Source organism: Pseudoxanthomonas sp. OG2, assembly GCF_014192765.1.
In the GTDB taxonomy this organism is placed as follows: Bacteria; Pseudomonadota; Gammaproteobacteria; order Xanthomonadales; family Xanthomonadaceae; genus Pseudoxanthomonas_A; species Pseudoxanthomonas_A beigongshangi.
This window is the reverse complement of record NZ_JACHYM010000002.1, coordinates 1,077,844-1,099,140: the sequence shown is the minus strand read 5'-3', so window position 1 is coordinate 1,099,140 and position 21,297 is coordinate 1,077,844. Positions and strand designations below refer to the sequence as shown.

Genomic DNA, 21,297 nt, shown 5'->3' with positions numbered 1-21,297 from the left:
TTGTTTTTGCACTATCCTTTTTGCTTTGCCCCTCGGAGCCCAGCGTGCAAAATCCCGACATCGGTGCCTACGTCCAGCGTGGCCGCCAGGCAATGATGGAACGTCGTTTCGACGATGCACGCGAGATCTACCAGCAGATTCTCGCGCTGGATCCCGCGCAACCGCGTGCTTGGCTGGCGTTGTCCGCGTTGGCCCAGAGCCAAGGCGATTTCCGTGAATCGGTGCGCGCGGTCCGTTCTGCCGTACCTGCCTGGAAGCGAAGTGGAAGCCAGCAGTTCATCACCGAACTGAGCATGCGTCTTTTGGTGCTCGGTGAATACAAGGACGCAAGGGACATCATCGCTTTGTCTGATTGGTCAGATCCGGTAGTGCTGCGTTACAGCATGGGACTGGTCCAGTATCTTGGCCTGACAGACGCCCACCAAGAGGCATTGGCTCTCGCAGATCACGCTCTGTCCAGGATTGGCAATCCCCCATCTTCACTCCTTCTCGCACGCGCGAATGCGCTGCGGCACTTGGGGCGCATGCAAGAGGCCACAGAAGCCTTTGAACGGTGCATAGCATCGGACCCCATGAACGCCGAGGCGCACTGGGCGTTGGCACATCACCAGCGAAGCGCGCGTCCAGGGGATAGAGTTACTCGAATCCGAAGGGCGATCGCGCATACCAAGCCGGGTTTAGAAGACGCAATCTACCTGCAATATGCCCTGTTCAAGGAACTGGATGATGCCGACCGTACGGAAGAAGCATGGCAAGCGTTGCAGGTAGGAGCGTCGGCCAAGCGGCAAGGGATTCGCTATGCAGATTCCGCATACGAGGAGAATTATCACGCACTGATGCACGCCTGCAACGAAGCGTTTTTCCTAGATGCGCGGCGTGATGAACCGCGTTATCTTCCACAACAAGGGCCCATATTTGTGGTGGGTCTTCCAAGGAGTGGCACTACCCTGCTTGAACGCATGCTTGGGAATCACCCGGACGTGATGCTGGCTGGCGAGCTGAACGATTTTCCAATGCAGATGGCATGGGAAAGCGGTCGATTCATTGGCGAAATAGTTGACAAGCAGGGCCTCCAGAACTACCTGGAGATGGATTTTCGCGCACTTGGGGCTGGCTACCAAGAGAGAACCTCCTGGCGTCTAGAAGAAAAGAAACTGCTTGTCGACAAATTGCCCAACAATGTAATCAACGCGGCCTTTATCCATCGTGCGTTGCCTGACGCGAAGATTATCTGCCTGCGTCGGGGAGCCATGGATAGCTGCTTTTCTACCTTCAAGCACCTGTTCTCGGGAACGAGCTATCCCTACAGCTATGACTTGACTGAAATGGCCAATCATTACCGCCGTTTCATCCATTTGACGGAACACTGGCAGAGACTCATGCCGAATGCATTCCTGTGCGTGGACTACGAGGCTTTGGTAACGAGCCCGGAAGAAGCGCTCTCCCGGGTTGCCGCATTCTGTGGTCTGTCGACCCATGTAGGGATGGAAGATGTGAAGAAGAATTTGACGCCTTCAGCGACCGCAAGTAGCTCGCAAGTGCGCGAAGGAATCCATACGAGGAACCTCGAAAGCTGGAAGCGATATGAGGGCCAATTGGGCAGGTTGGTAGCTTCATTCGAAGCGAGGGACTGACGGAAAGAGGTAGGGGAGGAGATGTGCCTCCGGGATAACTGATCGGCCATCGTTTCACTACCGTCATTATTTTTCACCATTGCCGTATTGTATTATAAGTAATTGATTGCATTGATTTTTTTCATCTGAAAGCGTAATGTAAGTTCCGCTCCCGCTCGTAAAAGTTACGTTATTCTCTGGTCACCAGGCGTTTAGGTTTCGCCTGCATTCGGGGCCGGTCCGTACCGGTCTTTTTTTGACTTGAGAGAGAGAGAGCACGATGACAACCCACATGGGGCCCAGCTATTTGTCTAGGGGCATCAAGCGGACGGCACTGAGCATGGCGCTCAGCCTTTGCGTCGTTGGTGGCGTGCAGGCACAGAGCGCAGCTGGTTCGGTTTTCGGGCGAGCCGAAGCAGGCTCGACCATCACAATTGAGAACACCGATACTGGAACAAAGCGCGAGATCACGGCCGACAGTAGTGGCCGCTACGCCGCCACGCAGCTGCCAACGGGACGCTATCGGATTACAGCTAACGGCAATAGTCGTGAAGTCGCCGTCACCGTGGGTACGGGTACCGAATTGAACTTCACCGGCTCGTCGTCGGCGAATACGCTGGATACAGTCACCGTCGTGGGTACGGGTGCAATCAACCCTATCGATGTGTCTTCGGTGGAATCAACCACAGTCTTTACCGCTGAACAGATCCAGGCACTGCCGGTTGCGCGCGACATCACCAACGTGGCCCTGTTGGCACCAGGCACTGTCCGGGGTGACACCGGGCTGGGCAACCTGGCCTCCTTCGGTGGCGCGTCTGTTGCAGAGAATGGCTACTACATCAATGGCTTCGACGTTACCAATCTGCGTTCTCTACTCTCATACGCCAATATGCCGTTCGACGCCATCGGCGAACAGCAGGTCAAAACCGGCGGTTACGGCGCGGAATATGGTCGTTCGCTCGGTGGCGTCATCAATATCGTGACGAAGCGCGGTACCAATGAATGGAAAGGGGGCGTCAGCGCGTACTGGGAGCCGGCTAGTCTGCAGAAGTCTGGCAAGGACGTGATAAGTCGCGATCCCATTGACGATGGCAGTTACTTCGTTTATCGGTCCGCCAACGAAGATGACCGAGTTCGATACAACATCTATGGCGGCGGCCCGCTGATTAAGGATCGCCTGTTCTTCTTCGGCCTGGTCGAGGGGCGTGATGAGACCAGCGACCGGTACTTCGAGAACGATAGCACTCGGACCAAGAACAATTCTCCGCAGGGCATTGTCAAGCTAGACTGGAACCTTACCGATAATCATCTGCTTGAGTTCACGGGCATCTATAACAAGCAGAAAGACAAAGTTGACCACTACACGAACAATAGCAAGTTCAGCAGGAACCATGATGCGGCAGACTACTCATACGAGAGTCCGAGTGGAGGGCGCGTACTCATCGGAAAGTACACCGGCTATCTGACCGACAACTTTACCGTGTCGGCGCAGTATGGCGACCTCAAATTTGACAACCCTTACGTGAAGGGCGGCCTGCCCGGTGAAGATTGCCCTACCGTGTATGATGGTCGATCTGGTGGCTTGGATTATGTTGGCTGCTGGCCGGCGGCCACTTTTGCCGCTGTGAGGCCGGCCAACGCGGGCCCGGATATCGACACCCGCAAGGCTTGGCGCATCGACGCGGAATGGCGTTTGGGAGACCATACGCTGCGTGCCGGTGTGGATAGCGAGAAGTTCACCTCAACCTTCACGGCGTCGACTTTCGCGGGCGGCGTTTACTATCGTTACTATGCCGCGCCCGCCAATGGAACCACCAATGGTGTGCCCAACACGCAAGAGTACGTTCGCGTGCGCCACCTTTATCGATCCAGCGGCGGATATGAAACAAAGAACGAAGCAGCGTACATCGAGGACCATTGGAACGTCACCGATAACTTCCTGCTGTATGCGGGTGTCCGCGTCGAGCGTTTCGACAACATGAATGCCGATGGCGTTTCCTTCGTGAAGTCTGACGATTTGGTTGCCCCGCGAATCGGTTTCTCGTGGGACGTGAATGGAGACTCTACCTTCAAGGTGTTTGGCAATGCCGGTCGCTACTTCATTCCGGTCGCCAACAACACCAGCATCCGTGCGTCGGGTGCCGAGGAAACGCTGACCGATTACTACCAGTTCACCGCTATCGATCCTGTCACCGGCGCACCGACTCTGGGCGCCCAGTTGGGGCCGACTGGCGTCAATGGTTCCCGCGTGGCTCCGAACCCGGCCACCGTTGCGGCGGACAATCTGGATCCGATGTATCAGGATGAGTTCATTCTCGGCATCCAGACCCAGCTCACAGAAAACTGGACTTTGGGCGTGCGGGGCATCAAGCGCAAAGTCAAGAGCGGATTCGATGATATCTGTATGCATGGCCCCCTGGAGCAATGGGCCGCCGACAACGGATACACGGAATACGATTCCTCGACCGCTGCGCAGTGCTATCTGGTCAATCCCGGTCAGGATACCGACCTCGCGCTTGACCTGCATAACGATGGCAATTTCACGGTCGTCTCGATCCCCAAGGACTATTTCGGGTTGCCGAAGTACAGCCGTAAGTATGAGGCGATGGAAGTCTTCTTCGAGCGAATCAAGACGGATAACTGGTACCTGCAGGGCTCTTATACCTACGCGAAGAGCATCGGCAATTCAGAGGGCTATGTGAACTCAACCCTGGAGCAGGCAGATGCCGGCATCACCCAGGACTGGGACTTCGCGGCTTTTGCCAAGGGAAGCTATGGCTATCTTCCCAACGATCGTCGCCATACCTTCAAGCTGTTCGGTACGTATGACATCACGGACCAGTGGCATGTATCCGGCAACCTGCTCGTGCAGTCCGGTCGCCCCATCAACTGCAATGGTTTCATTCCTGAAAGCGACCCGGGCTATGAAAGCTCGATCAGTGCGTACTCGGCGTCCAGCTTCTACTGCCACGATGCTGATGGCGTTCCGCACCTCGGCAAGCGTGGTGATTATGGGCGTACGCCCTGGACAAACACCCTTGACCTATCGCTGGCCTGGACGCCAACGTTGGGCACTGGAAAGCTTCGCCTGCAGGTCGACGTCTTCAATGTCTTTAATTCGGATCGTGTAACGGAGTACTCGGAGACGGGTGATAAGGAGCGCGCAGCTCCCGTCTACAATCCGAACTTCCTTAATGCGGTGAACTTCCAGGCCCCGCGCGCCGTACGCTTTTCCGCTCGTTACGATTTCTGACCGATTTTCGTTCCTTGGTTGGGAATATGGGCGCCAGCGAAAGCTGGCGCCCATACTTTTGTGGAATACTGGCTTCGTTAACAATTGCGTAGATAAACCTTGAAGCAGCAAAGTATTTCATCGGCGTGGGAAATGGCGCAGCGTGCGTTCTCGAATGGAGAACTGAATGCGGCATTGGACTTCTGCATGCAGGTACTTGAAAGCGCGCCGGAATTCCCGGGGGGGCATTGGATGGCTTCCAACATTCACCAGGCCAAAACCAGATTCCGTCTCGCGGTTTTCCATGCAAGACAGGCTGCAAGACTGTTGACAGAAGCATCCTCGAGAAGGGAAAGGTTGAATGTATCCCGTCGCCTTGTATCCACGGGAGAGTATCGGGCGGCAATGGACTTACTGCAGACCTTTGATAAGTCGGCATTGCCTGATGCACGGGATATCGAAGAGGCATGCCAGATCTCCGCGATGCTGGATTCTCCCCGTGAAGTTCTCGCGTGGCTGAAGGCGGCCGAGAAGAGGGGAGTTAGAACATCCACGCTTTCCTACTTGCGTGGAAATGCTCTCAAGTTCACGGGAAAGTTGGAGGAGGCTCGAGCTGCGTACGAGGACGCGATAAGTCAAAGCCCTTTCGATGGCTACTTGCATCTGGCCTTGGCTACGTTGGGTGGTGAGGGCGCGGCGCAGCGTATCGATAGACTTCGGCGGCTGATGGCCAATCACCCGCAGAAAGAAACTGATTTGGGAAGCCTTACCGCCGCTGGCTTCGCACTCTTCAGGGAACTGGATGCAGTCGACGATGTTGATGCGGCATGGTGTGCATTGAGGACGGCACTTTTTCAGAAAAGAAGAACGATTCAGTACTCATCGTCATCGAGCGAGCGAACATTTTCACTATTGCTGGATGACTTTCGAGTCCGAAGGTCGCGCTCAGAAAAAGTAGATGTGGATCCCACGGGTAAATGTCCGATATTCATTGTCGGAATGCCGAGGACGGGGACTACGCTCGTTGAGCGCATGCTGGGAAATCACCCAAATGTGACCGCATGCGGAGAGCTGAGCGAGCTGAGGATGGCGTACAAGTGGTCGGTCGATTATTACAGTCCCGGAATAGTGGATGAGCCGTCCGCACAACGTGCAGCACTGGCCGATTTGGCTATGATGGGAAAGATCTATCGGAACGCCACGTACTGGCGTTCCGATACGGACTGGTTCACGGACAAGCACCCGGGCAACCTGGCACTGACTGGTGCGGTTCTTCACTCTCTTCCCGAAGCGCGCATTGTCTTTGTTAAGCGGAATCCGATGGACGCCTGCTTTTCAAACCTCAAGGAATTCTTCCGGCCTTCATATTACGAATACAGCTATGATATTGAAGAAGTCGCGGCCTATTACTCGATCTGCCACCGGTTCATGGATGAGTTGAAAAGTCTGGATCCGGGAAGGATCCTGACGGTGGACTATGAAGATCTTGTCCGGGACCCAGGCCCAACGGTCGGGAAAATGCTCGAGCATTGCGCGCTGCCCATGGAAACTGGACTGGAAGATGTGACTCGAAATGCCACTCCCGTTACCACAGCGAGCAGTGTTCAGGTGAGACGCGGTGTACACACAGACAACTTGTGGGGATGGAAGAGATATGCCCGTCATCTCGGCGCGTTGGAGCAGGCACTGGCGAGGTCGTAGAGTGAGCCATGGCCGTCCTGGAACAGTGAGTCGAACCCATACTACGTGAGCGCACATTGCGAACGTACGCCCCGTTCGATTACCGGACCGCTATCAGATCCCTCAAAGGCGCGTAATTCAGCTTTTCGCCCAGCGCACCTGTACTGGGACTTGGCCTGATTGGGGGAACGGCCGGTTGGTAGGCTAGGCCGAAAAGAGATGCCAACTTGGCGAGACGTAATTCCGTTTCAAGGGGGTTATTTAGATTAAGTTATTGATTTTTATGTATAAAAATATTGCAAAGGTAACTTTAATTACGGTTCAGGCTGTGAAAATTGCGTTACTCTCACTGTCAGCCGGCTCATAGAAGCCGGCAATCCTTTTGGCTTCCAAACATTTCTTGGAACAACAGAGAGAGAGAGTCAATGCGTAATCGAAAGTCCAGTCTCGTTCATGCCAGCATCAAGCGGACCGCCCTCAGCCTCGCACTCGGCGCCTGCTTCGTGGGCGGCGTTCACGCGCAGTCCAATACTTCGGGTGCCGTCGTCGGTCAGGCCGCCTCGGGCGATACCATCACCGTCGTCAACCCGAGCACCGGCTTCACCCGCACCATCACGGTCGGCGGAGATGGCTCCTATCGCTTCTCTGCATTGCCGACGGGCAAGTACACGGTGACCCGCAAGGCGGCCGATGGCAGCACCTCGAGCCGCGACATCTCCGTGAACATCGGTACCGCGGCCACGGTGAGCTTCGTCAGCGCCGGCGGCGGCGATGCGACCACCCTGGGCGCGGTTACGGTGACCGGTACCGGTTTCATCAACCCGATCGATGTCTCCTCGGTTGAGTCCACCACCATCCTGACCTCCGAGCAGATCGCCAAGCTGCCGGTGCCGCGCGATATCACCAGCGTTGCATTGCTGGCTCCGGGTACCGTCCGCGGCGACGCCGCGTTCGGCAACCTGGCTTCCTTCGGCGGTGCCTCGGTCGCTGAGAACGCCTACTTCATCAACGGCTTCAACGTCACCAACTCCTTCCGCAACCTCAACTTCGCCCAGGTCCCGTTCGAAGGCATTGCGGAGCAGCAGATCAAGACTGGCGGCTACGGCGCCGAGTTCGGTCGTTCGCTGGGCGGCGTGATCAACCTGGTCACCAAGCGCGGTAGCAACGAGTTCCATGCCGGTGGCAATGTGTTCTACAGCCCCGACAGCATGCGTTCGGCGGTGCCGAATGCCTACCTGCGCAACGGCACCCTGCGTTCTGACAATTCCAAGGATTCCGAGGAGAACGCGACCGTGGCGGTGTGGGCCAGCGGCGCGCTTGTCAAGGATCGCCTGTTTGCCTATGGCCTGCTGCAGTACGGCCGTACCGAAGCCGATTCCTGGGGCAACGTCCTGGCCTTCAACAACACCTACAACGAGACCAAGACGCCGACGTGGCTGGCCAAGTTGGACTGGTACCTGACCGACAACCACGTCCTGGAACTGACCGCGTTCTCGGACAAGACCGAGACGGATTCGGACGTGTACGGCAATACTCCCGGCGTGCTCAATCGCACGGGCAAGATTGGCACCGTGTTCACCGAGAACGGTGGCGAGAACTACGTCCTGAAGTACACGGGTTATCTGACCGACAACTTCACCCTGTCCGCCCTGTACGGTCATGGCGAGTTCTCGCGCTCGGTCCGCATGCGTACGGCAAGTGGCCTGGACGTTTCCTACGGCGGTGACCTGAACGTGCCCGCAACCGGCTGCCCGGTGATCGTGGATGCGCGTCCCGGCTATCGTCGTGCGCTGACGGGCACTTACGGCAGCACCTGCAACATCAGCGCCAACATCCCCTCGCTGGCCGGCGCCATCGATCGCGTTGACTCGGGCGATACCCGCGACCAGTTCCGTATCGACGCGGAATGGCAGCTGGGTGACCACCTGGTGAAGTTCGGCTTCGACCTAGATGATTACGAGTCCATCGCCGGTACGTCCATCGAAGGCGGTCGTGCATGGCGCTATTCGACGATCGACCCCGATACCGTTGCCAACAGTGGTGACGAAACCGACATCGTGCGCGAGCAGATCGTCAATCAGGGCGCCACGGTCAAGGTCGAGCAGCGGGCGTTCTACATCCAGGACAACTGGAACATCACCGACAACTTCATGGCGTATGTCGGCCTGCGCTGGGACAGCTTCAACAACAAGAACGGTGCCGGCCAAAGCTTCGTCAAGATCGACAACCAGTTCGGCCCGCGCCTGGGCTTCTCCTGGGACGTGAATGGCGACTCGACCTTCAAGATCTTCGGTAATGCCGGTCGCTACGCGCTGCCGCTGACCCCGAGCGTGGCCGTGCGTGGCGCCAGCGCCTCGCTGTTCACCCGCCAGAACTTCAACTACGTCAGCGTTGACCCTGTGACGGGCGCGCCGATTGATCCGGTGGCCCGTGGTCCGCTGAGCTACATCAACGGCGAATTCGGCGTTGGCAAGAATCCGGCGACCATTGCCGCGAAGAACCTCGATCCGATGTATCAGGACGAGTTCATCCTGGGTTTCCAGGCGCAGCTGACCGACCACTTCTCGCTGGGTGTCCGCGGTATTTATCGTGACCTGAAGCAGGCGATCGACGATACCTGTGACTACTCTCCGATCATGGCGGCCAACGGCTTCGAGCTGACGGATGATGGCTGGGTGAACGCGAACGGCGACGTCGCCAATATCCCGGGTGCGGGCTTCCCGTACTGCCGCATGTTCAACCCGGGCAAGGACGCGGTGTTCGTGACCGATCTGTTGGGCAATGGCCAGCTGACCACCAACACGATCGATGGCGCCCTCCTGAGCCCGAAGGCCAAGCGTACCTATTCCGCGATGGAAGTCTTCTTCGAAGGCAGCTGGGATAACTTCTTCCTGCAGGGTTCGTACACCTACGCCAAGAGCAAGGGCAACACCGAAGGTGGCGTTAAGTCGGACATCGGTCAGGATGACACCAGCGTCACGCAGGACTTCGACTACCTGGAGCTGACCACCGATACCTATGGCTACCTGCCGAACGATCGTCGCCACAGCCTGAAGGTGTTTGGTAACTATCAGTTCAACGAAGAGTGGTCACTGGGTGCGAACCTGCTGATCCAGTCCGGTCGTCCGGTGAACTGCCTGGGCGTTCTGACGCTGCCGGACGGCTCGCTGCACGGCTATGGCGCGTCCTTCATGCGTTGCAACAACGAGGCGGTTCCGCGCGGTACCGCAGGTCGCCTGCCGTGGACCAACTCGGTTGACCTGAACCTGGCCTACCGTCCTTCGTGGGCGGAAGGTCTCCAGTTCAAGGTCGACGTGTTCAATGCGTTCGGCTCGGACAAGTACACCTCGGTGAACGAGATCGGCGAAGACGGCACCACCGGTGCCCGTTCGGAAACCTATCTGCTGCCGGCATCGTTCCAGGCTCCGCGCTCGGTACGCTTCATGGTCCAATACGACTTCTAATCAAAGTCAGAAAAAATAGAACCACAGAGTTGCTTGAAGGCCACCCCTAGGGGTGGCCTTCTTTTTTTGCATTGCACCATTGAGAATCCAGGTTACGTACTGAATGGCCTTTCACAGAAAGGATGCAAATATTAATTAAAGCGATTTGATGCGTGAGCGGGGCATACCAGGCGTAATTCGGAACAAAAACGACGGATTAATTCGGCTTTGTACGTGACTGATGAAGAACGAAACGGCCAGCGCTTTTAAAACCTTAAATAAGCGTTATTCTCGCCGCGCCAGATGTACGTGGCATGGGTTGGGTAGGCCAAGTCTTTAATTCATCTTCGCGGAGAGAGAAGCATGGTTGCCAAAACGAATATCAGCAAAATGCGTATGAAAAGAACCACGCTCGCACTTGCCCTCGGCTTGTGCGTCGTGGGTGGGGTCAATGCGCAGTCAAATACCGCCGGCGCGATCGCGGGACGAGCCAACGCCGGGGACACCATAACCGTTACCAACCCGAACACCGGTTTCTCGAGAACGATCACGGTGGGGTCGGATGGGCTCTATCGCTTCTCGGCGCTTCCAACCGGCCAGTACACAGTCACCAGCAGCGCGGGAGGTTCCCGTAATGTTTCGGTCAACGTGGGCGTGGCAGCCAATGCGGACTTCGTTAGCCGCGGGGACGGAAGTGCCACGACGCTGGACGCGGTGACCGTGGTCGGAAGTGGCTTCGTCAACCCGATCGACGTTACGTCGGTGGAATCGACCACCATCCTGACTTCGGAGCAGATCGCGCGTATTCCTGTTCCGCGAGATACCACCAGTGTCGCGCTTCTTGCACCGGGCACGGTGCGTGGCGATGCGGCGTTCGGCAACCTGGCTTCGTTCGGCGGTGCATCGGTTGCGGAAAACCAGTACTTCGTCAACGGCTTCAATATCACCAATTCGTTCCGAAGCCTGAATTTCTCACAGGTTCCTTTCGAAGCGATACAGGAACAGCAGATCAAGACGGGCGGTTATGGCGCTGAGTTTGGCCGATCGCTGGGCGGCGTGGTCAACCAGATCACCAAACGTGGTACCAATGAGTTTCATGCGGGTGCCAACGTCTTCTATACGCCGGAAAGCCTGACTTCCAATCCGCGCAACGTCTATCTGACTAACGGAACGCTGCGCGCAGACAACTCACGCGATGAAACCTGGAACGCAACCACCGCGGTTTGGGCCAGTGGCGCGCTGATAAAAGACAGGCTCTTTGCGTATGGCCTGGTCCAGTATGGTCGTACCGAGGCCGAGGCATGGGGCAATATCCTGGCTTCGACCAATACCAGCACGACAACCAAGAATCCGAACTGGTTGTTGAAGATGGATTGGAACATTACCGATAACAGTTTGCTGGAATTCACTGCTTTCTCCGACAAGCAAAAGCAGGATGCCGATACCTATCTCAACACCGTGGGGAGGGTGGATCGAAAGAACTACATCGGAACACTGCACAGCGAGCAAGGCGGCGAGAACTACGTGCTGAAGTACACCGGGTACTTCACCGACAATTTCACATTGTCCGCTCTCGCCGGACACGGTGAATTTTCGCGTAGTCAAAGCATCAAGACGGCGAGCGGGGAGAACGTCAGCTACAACGGCAACCTCAACCAGCCCGTCGGTGGTTGCCCGTTCATTCTCGATGTCCGCCCGGCCTATCGGCGTGCAGCTACCGGTGGGGCATACAGCAGCCAATGCAACATCGGCGCAGGCGCTTTGCTGCAGGCTGAAAATTCAAAGGACACCCGTGATCAGTTCCGTCTGGACGCCGAATGGCAGTTGGGCGATCACCTGTTGCGCTTCGGTTATGATCTGGACGACTACGAGTCCGTGGCGGGCCAGGCAAATGAGGGCGGCCGCCTCTGGCGCTACTCGACGGTCGATCCCACCCCGGGCGTGGACGGTGCGAACTCCGGCGATGAGTTCGATATTGTCCGTGAGCAAATCACCACGTCGGGAGCAAAGCTGAAGGTCAAGCAGCGCGCGTTCTATCTGCAGGATAGCTGGAACATTACCGACAACTTCATCGCCTATCTTGGTGTTCGCTGGGACAGCTTTGAGAACTTGAACGGTAGCGGACAGACATATGTCAAGATCGACAACCAGTTCGGCCCACGCCTGGGTTTCTCTTGGGACGTGAATGGCGACTCGACCTTCAAGCTGTTCGCCAATGCCGGTCGCTATGCACTCCCGTTGACGCCGAGCGTTGCCCTGCGTGGCGCGAGCGCATCCTTGTTCACGCGGCAGAACTTCAACTTCACGGGTGTTGACCCCGTCACGGGTGCGCCGCTGGGATTGACTCCGCGCGGAACCACCGGCCCTGCTTTCATCAATGGCGAAGATGGCCGCGGAAAGAACCCCGCGACGATTGCATCGAAGACGCTGGATCCGCAGTACCAGGATGAATACATCATTGGTTTCCAGGCCGCATTGACCGAGAACCTGACGTTGGGCGCTCGCGGTATTTTTCGTGAGTTGAAGCAGGCGATCGATGACAACTGCGACTACACGGCGATTCTGGAATACGCGGAAGCCAACGGCCTGGATCCGGTGATCCCGAATCCCGGCTTCCCTTATTGCCGCATGTTCAATCCGGGTGAGGATGCGGTGTTCGTGACTGACATCGAAGCCGACGGCACCCTGCGCACCATCACCATCCCCGGCGACCGTCTCAGCCCCAAGGCAAAGCGTACCTATTCGGCCCTGGAAATTTTCGCCGACGGCAATTGGGAAAAGTTCTTCCTGCAGGGTTCCTATACCTATGCGAAGAGCAAGGGCAACACCGAGGGTGGCGTGAAGTCGGATATCGGTCAGGCGGACACGAACGTGACGCAGGACTTCGACTACATCGAGTTGACGGAAAATACCTATGGCTACCTGCCGAACGATCGCAGGCATAGCCTGAAGCTGTTCGGCAACTACCAGATCACCGAAGAGTGGTCGGTGGGCGGCAACTTGCTGATCCAGTCGGGTCGTCCGTACAACTGCATTGGCGTCCTCGATCGTGACCCGAACCGTGCAGCCGGCGACCCGCCGAGCCTGCCGGCGCCGGACGGTACCTACAATCCGCACCCATACGGAGCCTCGTTCTTCCGCTGCAACAATATTCCTGTGCCGCGTGGTACTGCGGGGCGGTTGCCTTGGACCAGTACATTCGATTTGAACGTGGCCTATCGGCCATCGTTCGCCAAGGGGCTGCAGGTCAAGGTCGATGTATTCAACCTGTTTGACACGCAGAAAGTGGTGGCGGTGAACGAAATTGCCGAAGATCAGGCATCCGGTCTGCCCGTTGAAACATACCTGGCGCCTGTGACGTTCCAGGCACCGCGTTCGGTCCGCTTCATGATTCAGTACGACTTCTAAGGTCTTCAGACCTTCTCAAACAGGAGGCGGCCACCTCGGGGTGGCCGCCTTTTGTATGATCAAGGCATGAATCCATCGATTTCCGAGTTATCCCAGCGTGCCGAACAACTGGCCGGACAGGGCAATTGGCATGCGGCGCGGGAAGCCTACAAGGCGATTCTCGCGCGGCAGCCCGGACATGCAGGGGCATTGACCCAGCTTTCATATGTCGAATCCCTGCAAGGTCACTACCGGGCTGCGCGGGAATATGCATTGGGCGCGGCTGCGGCGAAGCCCAGAGAACTTCCGGTGCTGGCCGAACTCGCCAAGCGCCTGCGCACATTCAACGAAGCCGAGGTCTTGCAGGACTGCCTGCGTGGGCTGGGTGGCCTGGATCGGGTTCCGATCCCCTTGCTGCTGGCCTTTGCCGCCCAGCTGAGCTACCTCAATCGGCAGGAAGATGCCCTGCGGCTGCTGGACGAAGCCAAGCGCGCGGATCCGGATTATCCGCCGACGCTGATGGCGCGCGCGCAGGTCCTGACCTATCTGGGTCGGTTCCAGGCGGCAGAACAAGACCTCCAGTACTGCCTGCGGCGCGCACCGGAAATCGCCCAGGCCTGGTGGCTGGTCTCCCGCCTGCGCAAGCAGAGCAAGGATGCGAACCATGTGGAGCGGTTGCGCCGCCTGCTGGCCGCGCCGGGCAAGCGTCCGGACGAGGTGGCGCTGCTGGCCTATGCGCTGCACAAGGAGCTGGACGACATTGGTGATTTCGCCGGCGCGGGCGAGGCATTGACGCTGGCCTGCCGGGCCAAGCGGTCGACGCTGAAATATCAGAGCGAGGAATCGCGGCGGCTGGTGGATGCGCTGATCGCGCTTCCCACGGGAACGGGCGATATGCGGACGCCAGGCGAGTCCCATGCGGGACGCGTGCCGATCTTCATCGTCGGCATGCACCGCTCCGGGACCACCCTGCTGGAGCAGTTGCTGGACGGGCATGGCGACATCCACGGTGTCGGCGAGTTGTACGACTTCACCAGTCAGATGCGCTGGGCGACCGACTACCACTGCCGAGGCGTCATCGACGAGACGCTGGCGCGGAAGGCGGCGGCGGGCGTGGACTATGCCGCGGCGGGGCAGGGCTATCTGCAGAAAATGGAATGGCGGCTGGGGAAGGAGCGCTTCTTCACCGACAAGCTGCCCTCCAATTTCCTCAACATCGGCTTCATCTGCCAGGCGTTGCCGCAGGCGAAGATCCTGCATATGGTCCGCGACCCGGTGGAGACCTGTTTCTCCAATCTGCGCGAGCTGTTCTCCGACGCCAATCCTTATTCCTACGACCAGGACGAACTGGCGTACTACCATCGGCAGTACGAGCGCCTGATGGCGCATTGGCGCCAGGCTTACCCCGGCCGGGTCCTGGACGTGGACTATGGCCGGCTGACCCGCGATACCGAGACGGTGCTGCGGGAAGTGGCCGATTTCTGCGGCTTCGAATTCGAGCCGGGCATGCTGGCGCTGCAGGAGCGGACCCGCGGGGTCGCGACGGCCAGCGCCGTGCAGGTGCGTGACCGGGTGGTCGCGCTGGAACGGCCCAAGTGGGCGCCCTACGAGGACTACCTGCAGCCGCTGATTCGCGGTCTGAGGGCGGAAACGGCTTAAACCTTTCCCGTCGGTGGCACATCCAAAGGGATATGCTGAACGCCGCCGTGACCGACCTGATGACCGACACGACCGCCCTGGCGGCCGCCGAGACCGACAATGGCCTGGTCCGGGCCGCCGTCGGCGGCGACATGCGCGCCTTCGAAGCGATTTACCGCCGGCATGCCAGCCGCATCCATGGCGTCATCCAGCGCCTGGTCGGTGGCCAGGGCGTGCGTGCGGATGACCTGACCCAGGAAGCCTTCGTGCGTGCCTGGCAGGCACTGCCAAAGTTCCGTTTCGAAAGCGCTTTCAGCACCTGGCTGCATCGGTTGGCGGTCAATACCGCGCTGATGGAACTGCGCTCGCGCCGGTCGCAGCCGCTGTTCGATGAAGACGAGGACCGCCTGGACGATCTGGGCATGGCCGATTCCGCGGGCCACCAGACCGCGCTCTCGCTGGATCTGGAACGGGCGGTGGCGACGCTGCCGCCACGCGCGCGCGCGGTGTTGGTGCTGTACGACGTGGAAGGCTGGAAACATGAGGAAATCGCCAGCGAATTGGGCATGGCGGTTGGCAGTTCCAAGGCGCAACTGCATCGCGCCCGGCAGCTGCTGCGCGAAAGATTGGGAGTAGAAGCATGAACGAAGAAAACGATCGCCTGCGCTGGCAGTTGAAGGGCCTGCGCCAGGATGTTCCACCGTCCCGCGACCTGTGGCCGGGTATCGCCGCCCGCATTGCGGAGCTGCCGCAGCCGTCCACCGGGTCTTCGGCAGGCCGGGAACGAGTTGCCAGCCTGCCTTTGCGCGCGCGCCGGCTGGTGCCTTGGGCGATGGCGGCCTCCGTCCTGTTGACCGTGGGCTTCCTGTGGCAGGCCACGCATCTGACATCGCCCCAGGAGGAGCCCCTGATCAGGCAGGAAGCGGTGCAGCTGACCCGCGACTACCAGGGAGCGCTGGCGCAGATCCAGGGAGCAGAGGCCCATCCGGAACTGGGGGGCGCCCTGCAGGAGCTCGATCGCAGCGCCGAGGAAATCCTTGCCGCGCTGGACCGCGCACCCAACACGCGCTTCCTGCTCGAGCAGTTGCGCCGCACCTATGCCAAGCGCCTGGCGTTGACCCAGCGCGCAATGATGAGTTGACCAAGGAGTCTCCCATGTACATGTTCAGAACTTCCGTGCTGCTGCTGTCGCTGGTCATGGCATGTCCGGCACTGGCCGGTACGCCCATCAACGAGAGTCGCCCGCTGGATCCGCGCGGGCGCGTGGACGTCAGCAACCTCAAGGGACGGATCCAGGTCCGCACCTGGGACCGGCCCGAGGTCAAAATCACTGGTACCCTGGGGGCCGGGGTCGAAAAGCTGGAGATCGACGGCGGCGGCGAACACCTGAATGTCTCCGTCGAGTACCCGAATGGCGGTGGCTGGGGGGAGCGCCGCAGCGAACCGACCGATCTGCAGCTCATGGTGCCGCTGCGCGCGGACCTCGAGATCGATTCGGTGTCGGCCGACGTCGATGTCGAGGGCGTGGCGGCGGGTTCGCTGTCGATCGAAGCGGTCAGCGGCCAGGTGGTGGCGATCGGCGCGCCGCGGAGCGCGGACATCAGTTCGGTCAGCGGCGATGTCCGCCTGACCCTCAACAGCGCGGAAGTCGATGCCCAGACCGTCAGTGGCAGCCTGACCCTCAATGGACGCCTGAATGGCGAGGTCACCGTCGAGAGTGTCTCCGGCAACGTCAATGTCGCCGTCAAGGATGAGCGCCTGCGCGAATTCAAGGCCAATACGGTCAGTGGCGATCTCCGGGTCAGTACCGGTGTGGCGCCCAAGGCGGAGTTCCACATGGAGACGGTCAGCGGCAACGTGCTGTTGATCGTGCCCAAGAACCTTTCGGCCTCGGTCCGGGGTGAAACCTTCAGTGGCGATCTGCGTGCGCCGGGGGTGAAGGTCGAGCGTGGCGCCGGGCCGGGCGCCAGTTTCCAGACCCGCTACGGCAGCGGCGATGGCGACATCAGCCTGGAGACCTTCTCCGGCAATGCGGAGCTCCGCTTCGAGTAAGCCGCATCGGTATCCGGAAAGCAGAAAGGCCGCGGAAATCGCGGCCTTTCCTGTATCCGGGTTTTGTTGCGAGGAACCGTTCCGGGAGCCCGGTGAATCAGAGATCCTGCTCGTAGCGCACGTAGGGCACCGTGCCTTCGTCGGCTTTGTCGTTGCTCAGCGAGAACGGATTCTTGCCGCGGCTGATGACGTTTTCCGCGCCCACGGTCAACTGGCCGCTCCACGGGGTTCGCCAGGTGAAGCCCAGGCCCAGGCCTTCCCACTTGCCCGGCTGGCCCGGCACATCGATGACGCGGCCGATGATGTTGGCACTGAAGGGACCGTAGCCGCCGCCAACCGTGAAGGTCTTGCTGTTCCAGTGATCGGCGATCGCCGGCAGGTCCGACGCCGGCACCAGGCGGGCGCGGGCGACCGCGCCGCCGATGGAGACGAAGCCTTCGCGGCCGATGTTCTTCTCGCCGAACACCGCCAAATCGTTCTGTTCGACGCGTCCGCCGGAAACCTTGCCACCGGACAGCCAGACGGGAAGGGTGTCGCGACCGGTGCCGGCCGACAGGCCGAGACGGCCGCCGGGACGGCTGAGGGTCGCACCGGCGCTGATGCGCTGGCCGTTGGCTTCATCGCTGTCCAGTGCCGCCAGCATGCAGTGGCTGGCCAGGCTGCCGATGTTGCCGACGATGCCGCTCTGCCGGTTGCACACCAGGCCCAGCGAATCGCCGGCTTCCAGGCCGAAGGCCGCGCTCAGCGTGTTGCTGCCGAAGCGCCAGCGCGCGCCCGCGGAGGCTTCGCCGGTGGGCTCGAGCAACAGCACGGCTTCGACCTTGCCGTTGGCGTTGTTCAGAATGGGGAGTGCGGTCGGCGCGGCGCGCTCGGACTTCTTCTGCTTGGTCTGCGCAGCCGCGCCCGTCGCCACGCCAAGGGCGAGCAGAACGGCTAACGGTAGTCGCAGATGACGCAGTTTCATGGCTCGCTTCAGACCCCGATCGTTGACGCGGAGTTCCCCTCCCGAAGGGGAACTGATGCTATGCCGTTTATGTTTCTTTAACAAGTCCCCAGGACCCGCCTGCTTCCAAAAATAACGCTACTGGAGCCTGGCCGGGGCCTCGATTCCGACCGGCGGTTGGACAAAAAGTTCCGCGATCTGGTTGGTATTGAATTGGTATTTTTGACCGCAGAACTCGCAGCGGACTTCCGCCGTCCCGTCCACCAGCGCGGCGTGGGCTTCTTCTTCCCCCAGCGACTGCAGCATGGCCGCGACCCGATCACGGGAACAGGAGCAGCCAAAGCGCAGTGGCCGTTCGGCCATCCGTTCGGGAGCTTCCTCATGGAACAGGCGATGGACCAGCAGATGAGGAGCGGTGGCCAGCAGTTCGTCCTCGGACAGGGTGTCGAACAGCGCGCCCACCCGGTGCCAGCCGTCGGCGTCGCCCTCGTCGCCGGGCAGCTTCTGCAGCATCAGGCCGGCGGCGCGTTCGCCGTCGCTGGCCAGCAGCAGGCGGGTCGGCAACTGCTCCGACTGGCGGAAGTAGTCCTCGAAGGCCCCGGCCAGCGATTCGGCGTCCAGCGACACCAGGCTCTGGTAGCGCTGCGGCTCGCGCGGGTCCAGGCCCGGGTTCTCGATGGTGATGGCCAGCAGGGCGTCCTCGCCGAGGTCGCGCAGGTCGCGCGGGGCGTCGTGGCCGTCCTCGAGTTGGGCGATGCCGCGCAGCGTGCCCGCCGCCGTGCATTCGGCGAACAGGGTGCGCAACGACGCGCGGCTGCGCAGCTGGATGGAGAGGCGGCCATCCACCTTGGTGTGTCCGGTGAACAGCACCGCCGCCGCGCTGGCTTCGCCCAGCAATGCCGCGGCGGCGGGCGGATAGGCCTGGTGCGAAAGCAGTTCGCGCCACGACTGATCCAGGTGCACGGTCACGCCGCGCACGCCGGCCTTGGGCAGCAGGAAACGGATCTGGGTGTCGTTGTCGGGGCTGGGGTTCACGAGGACTCCGGGATGCGGGAAAACCGGCCGCATCGGCATAATGCGGCATTGCGATGGCAAAGGATGGTGTGACGATGGGGGCGAATCCGGCCTTCCTCAAGACGGCGGGCCAGGAAGCGGGCGGGAGACCGGTCCGCCGCCGACGCCGCTGGGGCCGATGGCTGTTGGCGCTGCCATTCCTGTTCGCGGCGGCGAGCGTCCTGCAGGTCGTGGTCCTGCGCTTCGTCGACCCGCCGCTGTCGGCCTTCATGGTCGCGCGCCAGATCGAAGCCTGGTCCGAGGGCGACTGGGGTTTCCGCATCCAGCATGCCTGGCGGGATCTGGACAGGATTGCGCCGAGCCTGCCGTTGTCCGTGGTGGCGGCCGAGGATCAGAACTTCGCCGGGCACAACGGTTTCGATTTCAAGGCCATCGAGAAGGCGCGCGCGAGCAATGCCAAGGGGCGGCGGCTGCGCGGCGCCAGCACCCTCAGCCAGCAGGTCGCCAAGAACCTGTTCCTGTGGCAGGGCAGCAGCCGGCCTTCGCGCTGGGTACGCAAGGGATTCGAGGTCTGGTACACCTTGCTGATCGAGACCTTCTGGCCGAAGTCGCGGATCCTGGAAATGCACGTGAACATCGCCGAGTTCGGCGACGGCGTCTACGGCGCCCAGGCGGCCGCCCGCCGCTACTGGGGCAAGGACGCATCGCGCCTGTCGCCCGCCGAGAGCGCGCGGCTGGCGGCGGTGCTGCCGGCGCCGCGCCGCTACAACGCGCGCAATCCCGGGCCTTACGTGCAGCGCCGGGCCAACTGGATCCAGCGCCAGGTCCGCCAGATCGGTGGCACCGGGTATCTCGAGCAACTGGACTGAGCGAGCCATGAGCGATGATCTGCTGACGGTAGTGGTCGCGGCGCGCAACGAAGCCGATGCGCTGCCGTTGCTGCACCCGCGGCTGGCGTCCACGCTGGAGGGCATGGAAGGCAGCCTGCGCGCGCGCGTGGTGTACGTGGACGACGGCAGCACCGATGCGACCTGGGCGGTCATGCAGCGGCTGGCGGCGCAGGATCCGCGGGTGTCGCTGCTGCGGCTATCGCGCAACTTCGGCAAGGAGGCGGCGCTGACCGCCGGGCTGGATCAGGTCCACGCGGGTGCGGCGATCATCCTGGACGCGGATGGGCAGGACCCGCCGGAACTGATTCCCCGCTTCGTCGAACTTTGGCGGCAGGGCTACGACAACGTGCATGGCACCCGCAGCGAGCGCGAAGGCGAGGGCTGGCTCAAGCGTTCGACCGCGCACCTGTTCTACCGCGTCATCGGCCGGCTCTCCAAGACGCCCATCCCGGCCGACACCGGCGATTTCCGCCTGCTGTCGCCGCGCGCGCTGGAGGCGTTGCGCGGGTTGCGTGAGCGCCACCGCTTCATGAAGGGGCTGTTCGGCTGGGTGGGCTACCGCCAGACCGCCATCGCCTACCGGCGCGAGCCTCGGCTGGCGGGCGACACCAACTTCGGTTTCTGGAAGCTGTGGAACTTCGCCCTGGAGGGCATCACCAGCTTCTCCACCGCGCCCCTGCGGGCGGCGACCTACCTGGGTGTGCTGACCGCGCTGCTGGCGTTCCTGGCCGCGCTGTGGGTGGTGGTCAAGGCGATGCTGTGGGGCGACCCGGTGGCCGGCTGGCCGACGATGATGGCGGTCATCCTGTTCCTGGGCGGCGTGCAACTGGTCGCGCTGGGCATCATCGGCGAGTACCTGGGCCGGCTTTACGAGGAGTCCAAGCAGCGCCCGCTGTACCTGGTCGATGTATGGCAACCCGGCGCCGCAGGAGTATCCTTGGGCCAGCCCTCTCGACCATCCGATGGAGGCAGTCATGCGCACGGTTCGCCAGTTGTTGGGGGCCAAGAGCCCTGAGGTTTTCGCGGTTTCCCCGGACGATTCGGTGCTCGACGCCATCAAGTTGATGGCGCAGAAAAGCGTGGGCGCGGTGCTGGCCATGCAGGGAGCCAGACTGTGCGGCATCGTTTCCGAGCGTGACTACGCACGCAAGGTGGTGCTGCAGGGGCGTTCCTCGGCCAACACGCCGGTGCGCGACATCATGACCGGGCGGGTGATCACCGTCGGCCCGGACGACACGGTCGATCGCTGCATGCAGATCGTCACCGAACACCGCATCCGCCACCTGCCGGTGCTGGAAGGCGATCGCGTGGCCGGCGTGATCTCGATCGGCGATCTGGTCAAGGCGGTGATCGAGGACCAGCAACTGGAACTGGACCAACTGCAGCGCTACATCGCCAGCTGACG

General features: G+C 60.7%; 14 protein-coding genes. 12 read left to right on the top strand and 2 right to left on the bottom strand.

The window, feature by feature from the left end; all coding sequences use genetic code 11:
* Window positions 1–44 precede the first annotated feature (44 nt).
* From FHW78_RS18155 to FHW78_RS18115, 9 genes are all read left to right on the top strand, one after another.
* Complete coding sequence (locus FHW78_RS18155; RefSeq protein WP_183643960.1) at window positions 45–1,634, top strand: sulfotransferase; 1,590 nt, start codon at window positions 45–47, stop codon at window positions 1,632–1,634.
* A 319-nt stretch (window positions 1,635–1,953) separates the two neighbouring features.
* On the top strand, window positions 1,954–4,866 hold the full coding sequence (locus FHW78_RS18150; protein ID WP_225562181.1) for a TonB-dependent receptor: 2,913 nt from the start codon (window positions 1,954–1,956) through the stop codon (window positions 4,864–4,866).
* A gap of 99 nt (window positions 4,867–4,965) precedes the next feature.
* Window positions 4,966–6,546: a sulfotransferase gene (locus FHW78_RS18145; protein WP_183643957.1), complete on the top strand. Its 1,581-nt coding sequence runs from the start codon at window positions 4,966–4,968 to the stop codon at window positions 6,544–6,546.
* 404 nt (window positions 6,547–6,950) lie between these two features.
* A complete protein-coding gene (locus FHW78_RS18140) occupies window positions 6,951–9,989 on the top strand; it encodes a TonB-dependent receptor (RefSeq protein ID WP_183643951.1) in 3,039 nt (1,012 codons plus the stop codon).
* A gap of 342 nt (window positions 9,990–10,331) precedes the next feature.
* On the top strand, window positions 10,332–13,376 hold the full coding sequence (locus FHW78_RS18135) for a TonB-dependent receptor (protein WP_183643948.1): 3,045 nt from the start codon (window positions 10,332–10,334) through the stop codon (window positions 13,374–13,376).
* A 66-nt stretch (window positions 13,377–13,442) separates the two neighbouring features.
* Window positions 13,443–15,014, top strand: coding sequence for a sulfotransferase (locus FHW78_RS18130; protein WP_183643945.1), 1,572 nt, complete (start codon window positions 13,443–13,445; stop codon window positions 15,012–15,014).
* A 59-nt stretch (window positions 15,015–15,073) separates the two neighbouring features.
* A complete protein-coding gene (locus FHW78_RS18125; RefSeq protein WP_183644831.1) occupies window positions 15,074–15,637 on the top strand; it encodes a sigma-70 family RNA polymerase sigma factor in 564 nt (187 codons plus the stop codon).
* Window positions 15,634–16,134, top strand: a complete 501-nt coding sequence (locus FHW78_RS18120; protein WP_183643942.1) for an anti-sigma factor — start codon at window positions 15,634–15,636, stop codon at window positions 16,132–16,134. Before FHW78_RS18125 ends, FHW78_RS18120 begins: the two co-directional genes overlap by 4 nt.
* A gap of 20 nt (window positions 16,135–16,154) precedes the next feature.
* Window positions 16,155–17,045 (top strand): DUF4097 family beta strand repeat-containing protein, encoded by an 891-nt coding sequence (locus FHW78_RS18115; RefSeq protein WP_183643939.1) that lies wholly within the window; start codon window positions 16,155–16,157, stop codon window positions 17,043–17,045.
* A 97-nt stretch (window positions 17,046–17,142) separates the two neighbouring features.
* Here the strand turns inward: FHW78_RS18115 and FHW78_RS18110 are convergent, their stop codons facing one another.
* Together FHW78_RS18110 and FHW78_RS18105 are read right to left on the bottom strand one after the other, a co-directional pair.
* A complete protein-coding gene (locus FHW78_RS18110) occupies window positions 17,143–17,973 on the bottom strand; it encodes a hypothetical protein (protein WP_183644828.1) in 831 nt (276 codons plus the stop codon).
* Between the two features lie 153 nt (window positions 17,974–18,126).
* Window positions 18,127–19,023 (bottom strand): Hsp33 family molecular chaperone HslO, encoded by an 897-nt coding sequence (locus tag FHW78_RS18105; RefSeq protein WP_328805112.1) that lies wholly within the window; start codon window positions 19,021–19,023, stop codon window positions 18,127–18,129.
* Between the two features lie 74 nt (window positions 19,024–19,097).
* On the opposite strand from FHW78_RS18105, the gene mtgA reads away from it, so the two are divergent.
* The 3 genes from mtgA to FHW78_RS18090 are packed head-to-tail and all read left to right on the top strand — an operon-like array spanning window position 19,098 to window position 21,295.
* Window positions 19,098–19,871 carry a monofunctional biosynthetic peptidoglycan transglycosylase gene (gene mtgA, locus FHW78_RS18100; protein WP_183643935.1) on the top strand — a complete coding sequence of 258 codons (774 nt, stop codon included), beginning with the start codon at window positions 19,098–19,100 and terminating at the stop codon, window positions 19,869–19,871.
* A 7-nt stretch (window positions 19,872–19,878) separates the two neighbouring features.
* On the top strand, window positions 19,879–20,907 hold the full coding sequence (locus FHW78_RS18095) for a glycosyltransferase family 2 protein (protein WP_183643932.1): 1,029 nt from the start codon (window positions 19,879–19,881) through the stop codon (window positions 20,905–20,907).
* Window positions 20,867–21,295: a CBS domain-containing protein gene (locus FHW78_RS18090; RefSeq protein ID WP_141453858.1), complete on the top strand. Its 429-nt coding sequence runs from the start codon at window positions 20,867–20,869 to the stop codon at window positions 21,293–21,295. The genes FHW78_RS18095 and FHW78_RS18090 overlap by 41 nt, the downstream gene beginning before the upstream one ends.
* Window positions 21,296–21,297: the final 2 nt, after the last annotated feature.